We start from the raw sequence: 14,258 nt of genomic DNA, 5'->3' as shown, positions 1-14,258 counted from the left end.
CATGACGCCCAGCATCAGTGGACTATCGGGCGGAATCTACACCCTGACTATTCAGGATGCCAACGGCTGTATTGCCTCGCCCCTGGCCGTGTTGCCTACGCCGAGCAATTGCACAACGCCAGTGTTTGATCTGGCTCTGAAGAAAACCCTCGCAACTGGTCAGTCTGCCAATGTGACTCCTGGCAGCAACGTAACCTTTACGGTGACGATCTACAACCAGGGTAACGTGGACGCGACGAACGTTCAGGTAACGGACTACATCCCAACCGGCCTAACGCTGAACGATGCGAACTGGTTAGCCAATGGTAGCTTAGCGACGCTAACTACAGCGATCGCCAGTCTGTCGGCAGGCCAGAGTGTAACCCGTAACATCACTTTCACGGTGGGTTTGAATGCGCCCAGCAGCCTGACCAACACCGCCGAGATCAGCAGTGCCAGCAACGCCCAGAATCTGCCGGACGTGGACTCCAGTCCGGATAACAATCCGAGCAACGATGGTACGCCGATCAACGACGATCTGAATGGAAACCATAAGGGCAATCCGGCTGACGACGAGGACGACAGTGATCCTGAAGTGATTACGGTGAGTCCAACCCCAGTCTTCGACCTGGCCTTGACCAAGAAACTGGCCCCTGGTCAGAGTGCGACGGTGGCAGCAGGCAGCAATGTAACCTTCACGGTGACGATCTACAATCAGGGTAATGTGGATGCGACGAATGTCCAGATGACGGATTACATCCCGGCTGGGCTAACGCTGAACGATGCGGCCTGGACAGCCAATGGTAGCTTAGCGACGCTCAATACGGCGATTGCCAGTCTGAGTGCTGGTCAGAGCCTAACGCGGAATATCACCTTCATGGTAAGCAGTAGTTTCGCGGGTGGAAGCATTACCAACGTGGCTGAGATCAGCAGTGCCAGCAATGCTCAGAATCTGCCCGATAAGGACTCGACACCGGATAATAATCCGAACAACGATGGCACGCCGGTCAATGATGATACGTCAGGCGATCATAAGAACAATCCCTCTCAGGATGAAGACGACAGTGATCCCGAAACCATCACGGTGACTCCGCTGAAGGCTTCGCTAGGTGATTATGTCTGGTACGATAACAACAAGAACGGCCAGCAGGATGCGAATGAACCGCCAGCGGTTGGGGTAACGGTGACGCTCTATAATGCGAGCACCAACCAGCCGATTAGTACAACGGTAACCGATGGCACGGGCCATTACCTGTTCACCAATCTGGACCCCGGCACCTACTATGTGGTCTTCACGGCACCGAGTGGAGCAACCTTCACGACGGTTGACACGGGCAACGATACCACCGACAGCGATGCGGGCGTAGGCGGTAAGACGGGGAACTACACCCTGGCAGCAGGCGAGCAAAACCTGACGGTAGATGCGGGTCTGATACCGAAGTGTACGAGTCCAAATTGTACGACGAGTATAACTGTCAAATAGACACAAAGGGGTATTGACAAAGGTAATCGGTGCATCAGCTCACCGACGAGGGAGCCCTTGCCCGATTGCCTTTGTAAACCTGCTGGATGGCCTGGAAAACAGACACGATAAGAAACAAACAGAGTGGTTACTCTGTGTCGTATATAGATAACCGTTGTTAAAAAAATGAAACGTTAGCCCTGCGAGATAGGTGCTGATCAATCGTCGACCCCAACTGATCGGGCGTGCCATGCCCAGTAACTTTTAAGGCTATGATAAACTATAGTAATTATACAAATAGGTATTTAGGACTAGGCAAACAGGCGCACTGGATGTTCGCCCTAACGAGTTTATTGCTTTGGCTAAAACTGACCAGCGGACTTGTCGATAACCCGACTACTAATCGCTGGGGCGGTTCTGGGGAGCGACTATTGAGCCTGGCTAATTATAGTATAAACACCCGAAATGAAGTCCTACAGGGGCATGTACGCATCCGGGGGCACTCGTGGCTGATGGCGGCTACCGATCAGTCAACCTATCATTATTACAGGGATCGGGACGACGGCCGCTTGTGGATAGCCAGGTGCCAGCACGAAAAATGGCCTCCCGGCCCGGCATTTGTTCAGCCTATTCTACCCTATCATCAACTTTATGAAACTCACTGTTATCAGCGCACCGGTGCTGATGACCCATCTCCACTAACTGAGCTATGACCATGCAGCACCTATACATGATGATTTCTCGACAAAAGACCTGGGGAGCAATCCTGGCAGGTCTATGGCTGTGTTTGCTGACAGCCAGTGGAGCGTGGGCTCAAGTGAGTGGTAAGGTCTATCAGGACTTTAATGCCAATGGATCTCAAGGCACAGCCTCGCCCAATATCGAACCGGGTTACGGTGGTATCGTCGTAAAAGCCTACAATGCGGCCGGAACAGCGGTAGCCTCTACAACCACGACTGCTAGTGGCTCGTATACCCTAACAGGGGTAACGGGGCCGGCGCGGGTAGAGTTTTCAGGCTTACCTTCGTATTACTACAGCGGCCCGGTGGGTGCACAGAATAATACGTCGGTACAGTTTGTAACAGGGCCGGCTACCAATGTCAATTTTGGTATTAACTACCCAAGCAATTATTGTCAGTCTAATCCCAATCTGGCAACACCCTGTTATCTGAACGGGGCGGCTAGCGGTACGGGGGATGTATTGGTAAGTTGGCCGTATACAAACAGTGGTACATCAGGAACGGTAAACCACTTAGCCACCCAAACACAGGTCGGTTCGACCTGTGGGTTAGCCTATAATCGCCAGACCAGGCAATTGTTTAGCAGCTCCTGGTTAAAGCGTCACGTGGGCCTACCTGATTTGAACAACGACGGAAAGGGCGATTTGGGCAACATTTTTGTGACCAATACCACAACCAACGCCACGAGTTTGTGGCTGGATCTAACTACGTTGGGCATAAACTTTGGCTCTATAGCCAACGATGCTGGCCGAGGTCTAGGAGTGGCAACTCCCTCTAATGATGCCGCAACTTTTCCATTAGTGGGTAAAGAAGGCATTGGCGATATTGATCTATCCGATGATGGTACGACGCTTTATTTGACTAACCTGTATGATAAAAAGCTCTATGCCATTGATGTAGCAAGCAAGACCCTGAAAGGCAGTTGGACAGTTCCTCAGAGTTGTAGTAATAACGATGTGGTAAACATGGGTCTCAAATATTATCAGGGGAATGTATATGTAGGGCAAGTGTGTACAGCTGAGACTTCTCAGAATACTGCTGATTTGAAGGCGACGGTGTATAAGTTTGATGGGAATACCTTTACATCAGTACTGAGTTTTCCGCTAAACTATCCCAAAGGGTATGCATATTTTGGTTGTCCAAGTGCTGGTCAATGGATACCTTGGTCGAATACATTTGGGCCAGTATGCTTAGTTTATGCAGGAACTGGGAATATCGTTGCTCCGGAGCCTATGTTAGCAGACATTGAATTCGATCCGGCTAGTGGTGAAATGATTTTGGGATTAAGAGATAGGGCTGGTGACAAGTATGGCCATAATAATTATGGCTTGACAGGAACTTCATTATATGAAGGCTTTATCTCAGGTGATATTTTGGTGGCTTCTTACACGGCATCGACAGGTACATATACGCTGGAAAATAATGGTAAGATAGATGGAAAAAGTGGCGGGGTAGGAAATGGACAAGGACCTGGGGGAGGTGAATTCTTCCAGGGGGATTTCATCGGAACCTATCATCAGGAGTTAAGTATAGGAGGATTGGCTATCCTGCCAGGTTCCAATGAAGTAGTAGAAACGGCTGTAGACCCAATAAATACCGCTAGTGGGGGAGTAACTTTTCTCAGTCTTCAGGATGGGAGTGATCAGAAAGGGTTTCAATTGTACAATACTCTTAGTAATGATGCAATTTATCTCAATAAAGCCAACGGCCTAGGTGACTTAGAAATTCTATGTGACCCCGCGCCGATCGAAATCGGGAACCGAGTCTGGAAAGATGCCAACAACAACGGTATCCAGGACCCAGGGGAACCAGCTTTGGTGGGCGTAACGGTACAACTCACTGATGGGTCGGGTAATGTGATAGCTACAGCTACGACTGATGCCAACGGGAACTACATTTTCTCGTCGGCCACCAGCACCACCACAGCCAGCAGTCGGTATGGCCTGAATCTACAGCCCAATACCAACTATACGCTCAAAATCACAGCCCTGGGTAGCAATACGTCGACATCGGGTCTGAGCTTGGCAGGCGTTACCATGGCTCCGGGTGAGACGGCAGGGACTACCAATACTGGCAATACCATCAATAATAATGATGCGTTTGTGGTGGGTGGTCTGCCAACGATTCAGTTGACCACGGGTCCTACTGGCGCTAATAATCACACCTACGATTTTGGGTTAACGGCCAACGTACCCGCCAGTCTGGGCGATTATGTATGGCTGGATACCAATAGTAACGGCCAACAGGATCCCACTGAAACGGGCGTAGCCAATGTGACGGCAGTGCTGCACGATGCGGTGAGCGGCACAGTGGTAAGCACGACGGTGACGGACGGAACGGGCCATTATCTGTTCACGAACCTGAATCCCGGCAGCTATTATGTCGTCTTCACAGCTCCCTCGGGCACGACGTTTACCACGCCGAACAGTGGGGCTGATGCCACCGACAGTGATGTGGCGAGTCTGACGGGTCAGAGCGGTAGCACGGGCATCTACAGTCTGACGGCAGGTCAGCAAGACTTAACCGTAGACGCCGGTTTGATCCCACTGAAAGCTTCGTTAGGTGACTATGTATGGTTCGACACCAACCAGAATGGTCAGCAAGACCCCACCGAAACGGGAGTAGCTTCTGTGACAGCGGTACTGCACGATGCAGTGAGCGGCACGGTGGTTTCTACGACGGTGACCGACGGTCAGGGCAAATACTTATTTACGAACTTAAATCCGGGCAGCTACTACGTGGTCTTCACGGCCCCTTCGGGTATGACCTTCACCACGGCCAACAGTGGCAACGATGCTATGGACAGTGATGCGGGCGTGGGTGGTCAGACGGGGGTATATAGCCTGACAGCGGGTCAGCAGGATCTGACCGTCGATGCAGGACTGATTCCTGTCTGTAATCCCGCCAGTTACACGTTGTGCGGTCCCACAGCCTCGCTAACCCTGACCGCCGGAAGTGTCAGTTCCGGTATCCAGTGGTACAAAAATGGCGTAGCGATAGCTGGAGCGACCTCAATCGACTACATAGTGAGCCAATCAGGTGTGTATAGCTATAGTGGCCTGGGTAGTTCGGGCTGTAGCTTCACATCTTGTTGTCCGGTGAGTGTAACCACCTGTGCCTTGGCCAGCTTAGGCGATTATGTGTGGCTGGATACGAATATGAATGGCCAGCAGGACCCCACCGAAACGGGCGTAGCCTCAGTGACAGCCGTATTGCATGACGCCGTGAGTGGCACTGTAGTGAGTACAACACTGACCGACGGAACAGGCCATTACTTATTTACGAACCTGAATCCGGGTAGTTACTACGTGGTCTTCACGGCTCCCACGGGCACGACCTTCACCACACCGAACAGTGGCAACGATGCCACCGATAGTGATGCAGGTATGGGTGGTCAGACGGGCGTTTACAGCCTGACGGCAGGTCAGCAGGATCTGACCGTCGATGCCGGACTGATCCCGCTGAAGGCTTCCTTAGGGGACTATGTGTGGTTGGATACGAATCCGAATGGTCAGCAGGATCCTACTGAAACAGGCGTAGCCTCTGTAACAGCTGTGCTACACGATGCAGTAAGCGGCACGGTGGTGAGCACCACGGTGACCGACGGTCAGGGCAAATACTTATTTACGAACTTAAATCCAGGCGATTACTATGTAGTCTTCACGGCTCCTTCGGGGATGACCTTCACCACGGCCAACAGTGGCAACGATGCTATGGACAGTGATGCGGGTGTAGGTGGCCAAACAGGGGTGTATAGTCTGACAGCGGGTCAGCAGAATCTGACCGTAGACGCGGGCATTATTCCAATTCCGGTCTTCGACCTGGCTCTGAAGAAAACCTTAGCGGCTGGTCAGTCTGCCAATGTAACTCCTGGCAGCAATGTGACCTTCACGGTGACGATCTACAACCAAGGTAACGTGGACGCGACGAATGTTCAGGTGACGGACTACATCCCAACTGGGCTAACGCTGAACGATGCGAACTGGTTAGCCAATGGTAGCTTAGCGACGCTGACTACAGCGATAGCCAGTCTGAGTGCCGGTCAGAGTGTGACGCGGAATATCACCTTCATGGTGAATGCGAACGCGCCCAGCAGCCTGACCAACACAGCCGAGATCAGCAGTGCCAGCAATGCCCAGAATCTGCCGGACGTAGATTCGACGCCAGATAATAATCCGAGCAATGATGGCACGCCGAAGAATGACGTGATCAATGAGAACGGCAAGACGGGTGGCGATGAGGACGATAGTGATCCAGAGGTGATCACGGTGAGTCCTGCCCCTGTGTTTGACCTGGCGTTGAAGAAGACGTTAGGTCCTGGTCAGAGTGCGACGGTGGTCGCGGGCAGCAACGTGACTTTCACGGTGACGATCTACAACCAGGGCAATGTGGATGCGACGAATGTTCAGGTGACGGATTATATTCCGGCTGGGCTGGTGCTCAACGATGCCAACTGGACCGCCAGCAACGGCCTGGCCACGCTGACTACAGCGATTGCGAGTCTATCGGCCGGTCAGAGCCTAACGCGGACTATCACCTTTATCGTGAGCAGTAGTTTCGCGGGGGGTACGCTGACCAACACGGCTGAGATCAGCAGTGCGAGCAATGTTCAGAACCTGCCTGACAAGGATTCAACCCCTGACAGTGATCCGACTAATGACGGTACGCCCGTCAATGACGATATCAGTGGGGATCATAAGAATAACCCATCTCAGGATGAGGACGACAGCGATCCCGAACCGATCACGGTGACCCCATTAAAGGCGAGCCTGGGTGATTTTGTGTGGTTCGATACGAATCAGAATGGCCAGCAGGACCCCAATGAAACGGGTGTAGCCAGCGTGACAGCGGTACTGCACGATGCAGTGAGCGGCACAGTCGTTTCTACTACGGTGACCGACGGGAATGGTAAATATCTGTTTACCAACTTAGATCCAGGTAGTTACTACGTAGTCTTCACGGCTCCTTCGGGCACGACCTTCACCACCCCGAATAGTGGCAATGACGCTACGGACAGTGATGCGGGTGTGGGCGGTCAAACAGGTGTATACAGTCTGACAGCGGGTCAGCAGGATCTGACCGTGGATGCGGGTATCATTCCAGTTGCCCCTTGTGTACCGGCCAGCTATACGCTGTGTGGAACCAAGACTTCGTTTACCCTAACGGTAGGCAGTGGCTATACCAATGTACAATGGTACAAGGATGGGGTCGCTATTCCAGGAGCCACGTCGGCAGATTACGTAGCCACCGTAGCGGGTATGTATAGCTACAGTGCGGCTGATCCAACGACGGGTTGCAGTGCGAGCCTGTGTTGTCCGGTCAGTATTACCACCTGTGCCACGGCCTCACTGGGTGACTATGTGTGGAACGATACAAATCATAACGGCATTCAGGATTCGGGTGAACCGGGCATTCCGGGGGTAGTGGTGACGTTGTACACCAACGGCGTAGCCTCGGCCACGACGGTGACCAACAGTAGTGGCTTCTACAGCTTTACGGGTCTGACACCGGGCAACAGCATCAGCTATGTGGTGGGCTTCACCCCGCCAAGTGGCTACACCACCACCAGTCAATACAGTGGCAGCGATCCGACGAAGGATTCGAATGTGAACCCGGTAACGGGCAAAACCGAGTCGGTGACGTTGGCTCCTGGAGAAAACAATCCGACTCTGGATGCGGGCTTCTATGTGCCCAGCGCGGGTCTAGGTGACTATGTGTGGCTGGATACCAACAAGAATGGCATTCAGGACGCAGGCGAGCCAGGCATCGCTGGTGTGGTGGTGACGTTGTACACCAACGGAGTCGCTTCGGCCACCACGGTGACCAACAGTAGCGGTTTCTACAGCTTCACGGGCTTGACGCCTGGCAATAGCACCAGTTATGTAGTAGGCTTCACGGCCCCGAGCGGCTACACGGCCACCAGTCAGTACAGTGGCAGCGACCGCACGGTGGACTCGAATGCCGATCCGATAACGGGCAAAACGGAATCTGTCACCCTGGCCCCTGGTGAATTCAACCCCACTCTGGATGCGGGCTATTACATCCCGACGGCATCGTTAGGTGATTTTGTGTGGAACGATGTGAATCAGAATGGTATTCAGGATTTGGGTGAACCAGGCATTCCGGGGGTAGTGGTGACGTTGTACACCAACGGCGTGGCCTCGGCCACGACGGTAACCAACAACAGTGGCTTCTACAGCTTCACGGGTCTGACACCGGGCAATAGCATCAGCTATGTGGTAGGCTTTACGTCACCGAGTGGGTATACCACTACCAGCCAATATAGTGGCAGCGATCCGACGAAGGATTCGAATGTGAACCCGGTAACGGGTAAGACCGAGTCGGTGACGTTGGCTCCTGGAGAGAACAATCCGACTCTGGATGCAGGCTTCTATGTGCCCTGCCAGAAGCCGATCCTGACGGTAGGCAACCCGGTTTGTAATGGCAGTGGGGTCTATAGTGTAAGTGTGTACACTAGCGCTAACAGTATCGTGGCCAGTGTGGGCACGGTGAGCGGGCTAAGTGTGATCAATATACCCGTGGGCACGCCTGTGAGTGTGAGTGCCAGCAATGGGGTGGGCTGCGTGAACGTTGCTACGGTGGAATCACCAACGGGCTGCAATGCCTCCGGCCCCAATGGCTGTACGCCACCTCAGTTGACGATAGGTCAACCCTTGTGCATGGGCACCACCTACACGGTGAGCTACCGATTAGTAGGCACAGGTACAGTGACCAGCAATGTGGGTGTAGTCAACGCCAGTGCTCGTCGGATCGAGCAGATTCCGGTGGGGACCAATGTAGTGGTAACCGCTACAGGTAGTGGCACCTGTGTCACGCGGGTCACGGTGGTGAGTCCGGCTTCGTGCAATAACCCCTGTGAGAACCCAGCCATCACCCTGAGCGGTCCTGAATGTAGTAATGGGGCTACGAGCTATGTGGTCAACTATACAGTCAATCCGGGTACTACGGTACTGGTGAGTGCGGGCAGTGTGAGCAACGGCTTGATCAGTGGTATTCCCTCGGGTATTCCCTTGAGTCTGACCGTAACGACAGTGAACGGTTGCTCCCCAATGGTAGTCGTGGTTCCACCCGCTAGTTGTACGGTATGTACAGCTCTGGGTCTGAACACGGGTACGACGCTAGCGTTATGTGGTCAGTCCAATGGGATTGCTACGGTGGTGGTTAATGCGGGTAGTGGTGTAGCTCCCTATACCTATCAATGGACCAATGCACAGGGCACCGTTGTGAGCAGTAACAGCGTTGCGCAAGGTCTGGCTGCGGGCATGTACACCGTTACGGTAACCGACAGCAAAGGCTGTACGGGCCAGAAGGTGGTGACCATCTCTTCGACCAATGCCCCGGCGATTGTGGCTCAGGCGGTCCCCACCAGTTGTGGTCTGGCCAATGGCAGTGCCAGTGTGCAGGTAACCAGCGGCAGCGGTAACTATACCTACCAATGGACCACAAGCACAGGCACCGTAGTGGGTAGCAGTGCAAGTGTCGCTAATCTGCCTGCGGGCACCTACACGGTGAACGTAGTGGATGCCAACGGGTGTAATAGCATGACCTCTGTGGTGGTGGGTAACAGCACCCCGCTGGTGGTAGTGGCTACGGCCCAAAATGCGGTTTGTGGTCAGGCTAACGGCTCGATCAGTGCGCAGGTAAGTGGCGGTTCTCCGGGTTACAGCTATCAGTGGCGAACAGCCAGTGGGGTGGTGGCTACCAGTCAGAATCTGACCAATGCCGCTCCGGGCTCTTATAGTGTCGTGATAACGGATGCTACGGGCTGTACAGCCCTGGCGACGGCCAATATCAGTAATGTGGTAGGTCCTCAGGTCTCGGGTGTGCCTACGAATGTGAAATGCTACGGTACCCAGACGGGTAGTGTGGTACTAACCGTGTCGGGTGGTACTCCACCGATTGGCTACCTGTGGAGCAATGGCTCGACGAGCAAGGATCTAACCAACGTTGGCGCTGGCGTCTACACGGTGACGGCTCGGGATGCCAACGGCTGTATGGCCGTTCAGAGCTTCACGATCACGCAGCCCACGGAGATTGCAGCTATCTTCCAGCCGACGTATCCGACGTGTACAAGTCTGACGGGCGGTAGTATCAGCCTGGTGAGCATCAGTGGGGGTACGGCTCCGTACAGTTACACCTGGAGCAATGGCAGCACAGCCGCTAGCATCAATAACTTGAGTGGTGGTACTTATATGCTGACCATCAAGGATGCCAATGGTTGTATGGCTTCTCCGGTAGCGGTGTTGCCCACTCCGAGCAACTGTGCCGCCTTCGACCTGGCCTTGACCAAGAAGTTGTCCAGTGGCCAGTCTGCGACAGTGGTCGCTGGTGGTCAGGTGACCTTCACGGTGAGTGTGATCAATCAGGGTGGTGTCAATGCGACCAATGTTCAGGTGACGGATTACATTCCGGCTGGCCTGACGTTGAATGATGCCAACTGGACAGCCAGCAACGGTAAGGCAACGCTCAATACGCTGATTGCCAGTCTGCCAGCGGGTCAGACTGTGACGCGCAACATCACCTTCACGGTGAGCAACAGCTTCGTAGGTAGTCTGACCAACACGGCTGAGATCAGCAGTGCCTCGGGTGGAACGGATAAAGATTCGACACCCGATGACAATCCGGATAACGATGGCACGCCGGTGAATGATGATACGAGTGGTGATCATAAGAATAATCCGTCTCAGGACGAGGATGATAGTGATATTGAGGTGATTACGGTGACGCCATTATGTACGGCCTTAGGTCTGAATACGGGCACCACGTTGGCCTTGTGCGGTCAGTCCAATGGCATTGCTACGGTAGTGGTCAATGCGGGCAGTGGTGTGGCTCCGTACAGCTATGCCTGGACCAATGCCTCGGGTAGTGTGGTGAGTTCGAGCAGCATTGCTCAGGGCTTGGCCCCAGGTGTGTATACCATTATCGTCACCGACAGCAAGGGTTGTGTGGGTCAGAAGCAGGTAACCATCTCTTCGACGAGTGCGCCGGTGATTCTGGCTCAGGCCAGTCCGACCGCCTGTGGTGCGCCTAACGGCAGTGCCAGTGTGAATGTGCTCAGTGGCAGCGGTAGCTATACCTATCAGTGGACGACGAGTGCAGGTATCGTGGTAGGCACGGGCACCAGTGTGCTGAACCTCTCAGCAGGTACGTATATGGTGAGTGTGGCCGATGGTAGTGGTTGTAGCAGCACAACGAGTGTAGTGGTAGGTAACTCTAGCCCTGTGACGGTAGTGGCTACGGCTCAGAACGCGGTCTGTGGTCAGGCCACGGGCTCCATCAGTCTACAGGTGAGTGGGGGCAGTGGTTCCTACACCTACCAGTGGCGCAATGCCGCTGGGGTGGTGGTGGCCACCAGCCAGAATCTGGTGAATGTGCCCCCAGGTTCCTACACGGTGAGTGTGGTGGATGGCAGTAGTTGTGTGGGTGTGGCTTCGGCTAACATCAGCAACCTGGCCGGTCCTCAACTGAGTGGGGTGGTGACGGCTGTGAAGTGTTTTGGTACCCAGACGGGTAGTGTGATGCTGAGTGTCAATGGCGGCACCCCACCGATCGGTTATCAGTGGAGCAACGGCTCGACCAGCAAGGATCTGGTGAATGTAGGAGCTGGTGTGTACACGGTAACGGCTCGGGATGCGAATGGTTGTATGGCTGTGCAGAGCTTCACCATCACTCAGCCAACGGAGATCGCAGCGGTCTTCCAGCCGACTCAACCGACCTGTACGAGTGTGAACGGGGGTAGTGTGAGTCTAGTGAGCATCAGTGGCGGTACTTCGCCTTACAGCTACACCTGGAGCACTGGCTCAACGGCCAGCAGTATCAGCAATCTGAGTGGTGGCACTTACGTGCTGACCATCAAGGATGCCAATGGCTGTGTGGCTTCGCCGGTAGCGGTGCTCATCACACCAACGGGTTGTAATCCGCAGGTTTGTGAAAAGCCGATCTTGACGGTGGGCAACTCCGTCTGCAATGGCAGTGGCTTCTATAGTGTGAGTGTGTACACCAGTAGCACTAACATCGTGGCCAGTGCGGGCACGGTGAGTGGGCTGAGTGTGATTAATATTCCGGTGGGCACCCCTGTGAGTGTGAGTGCCAGCAATGGGGTGGGCTGCGTGAACGTAGCTACAGTGGATTCACCGACGGGCTGCAATGCCTCCGGCCCCAACGGCTGTACGCCCCCTCAATTAACGGTAGGTCAACCCTTGTGCATGGGTACTACCTACACGGTGAGTTACCGATTAGTGGGTAGTGGTGGTATAACCAGCAACGTGGGTGTGGTTAACGGATCGGCTCATCGAATCGAACAGATTCCGGTGGGGACCAATGTGGTGGTGACCGCCAGTGGCAGTGGCACCTGTGTGACACGAGTAACGGTGGTGAGCCCAGTGTCGTGCAGCAATCCTTGTGAGAACCCCGCCATTAGTCTGAGTGGTCCTGAGTGTGGCAGTGGGGCTACGTATGTAGTGAGCTACACGGTGAATCCGGGCGCGACGGTGTTGGTGAGTGCGGGCAGTGTGAGCAACGGCTTGATCAGTGGTATTCCTTCGGGTATTCCCTTGAGTCTGACCGTAACGACAGCGAACGGTTGTTCTCCCAAAGTAGTGGTTGTACCACCCGCTTCGTGCACGGTGTGTACGGCTCTGGGCTTGAACACGGGTACGACGTTGGCCTTGTGTGGTCAGTCCAATGGGATTGCTACGGTAGTGGTGAATGCGGGTAGTGGAATAGCTCCCTATAGTTATCAGTGGACCAATGCATCGGGCAGTGTGGTGAGCAGCAGTTCGATTGCTCAGGGCCTGGCCCCAGGTGTGTACACGATTACCGTAACCGACAGCAAGGGTTGTGTGGGTCAGAAGCAGGTGACCATCTCTTCGACGAGTGCGCCGGTGATTCTGGCTCAGGCCAGTCCGACGGCCTGTGGTGCGCCGAACGGCAGTGCCAGCGTGCAGGTGAGTGGTGGCAGCGGCTCCTACTCCTACCAGTGGACCAATACATCGGGTGTGCTGGTGGGCACCAGTGCCACGATGACGGGTCTACCAGCGGGTACCTATCAGGTGACTGTCGCGGATGGCAGTGGTTGCAGCAACACGACCTCAGTAGTGGTGGGCAACAGCAGCCCAGTGACTGTAGTGGCTACGACTCAGAACGCGGTTTGTGGTCAGGCCACGGGCTCCATCAGCCTTCAGGTGAGTGGGGGCTCTGGCTCTTACAGCTACCAGTGGCGCAATGCAGCTGGAACCCTGGTGGCTACCAGCCAGAATCTGGTCAATGTGGCTCCGGGTAGTTACAGCGTCACGGTAAGTGATGCCGCTGGTTGTGTGGGTGTGACTTCGGCCAACATCAGCAACCTGGCCGGTCCTCAACTGAGTGGGGTGGTGACGAATGTGACCTGTTTTGGCACTCAGACGGGTAGTGTGATGCTGACTGTCAATGGCGGCACCCCACCGATTGGGTACCAGTGGAGCAATGGCTCGACCAGCAAGGATCTGACTAACGTAGGGGCGGGCGTGTACACGGTGACGGCTCGTGACGCGAATGGTTGTATGGCGGTGCAGAGCTTCACGGTGGTTCAGCCCACGGAGATTGCAGCGGTCTTCCAGCCCACTCAACCTACCTGTGCGAGTGTGAACGGGGGTAGTGTCAATCTGGTGAGCATCAGTGGTGGTACAGCTCCGTATAGTTACACCTGGAGCACTGGCTCAACGGCCAGCAGTATCAATAACTTGAGTGGGGGTACGTATAGGCTGACCATCCAGGATGCCAATGGTTGTGTGGCTTCACCAGTAGCGGTGCTAACTACGCCAACGGATTGTAGCACGCCGGTCTTCGATCTGGCCCTGACCAAGAAACTGGCTCCTGGCCAGCCTGCCCATGTGGTCGCGGGTAGCAATGTAACCTTCACGGTGACGGTGATTAACCAGGGTAATGTAGATGCGACGAGCGTTCAGGTTACAGATTACATCCCAGCGGGATTAACGCTCAACGATGCCAACTGGACGGCCAGCAACGGCATGGCGACGCTGAATACGCCAATTGCTGGTTTGGCTGCGGGTCAGAGT

At 54.5% G+C, this 14,258-nt stretch carries 3 protein-coding genes; all 3 read left to right on the top strand.

Annotated elements, in window-relative coordinates; translation table 11 throughout:
- Positions 1-1,462, top strand: a 1,462-nt coding sequence (locus ACYVGR_RS12185; protein ID WP_460956906.1) for an SdrD B-like domain-containing protein, incomplete at its 5' end; no start/stop codon positions are given.
- Between the two features lie 251 nt (positions 1,463-1,713).
- Positions 1,714-2,154, top strand: a complete 441-nt coding sequence (locus tag ACYVGR_RS12180) for a hypothetical protein (RefSeq protein WP_460956904.1) — start codon at positions 1,714-1,716, stop codon at positions 2,152-2,154.
- A gap of 2 nt (positions 2,155-2,156) precedes the next feature.
- On the top strand, positions 2,157-14,258 hold a 12,102-nt coding region (locus ACYVGR_RS12175), incomplete at its 3' end, for an SdrD B-like domain-containing protein (protein ID WP_460956902.1).

The sequence above is a fragment of the Spirosoma litoris genome, assembly GCF_054776755.1.
Note: the sequence above shows the minus strand (reverse complement) of the source record. Positions and strands in the feature narration are given on the sequence as shown.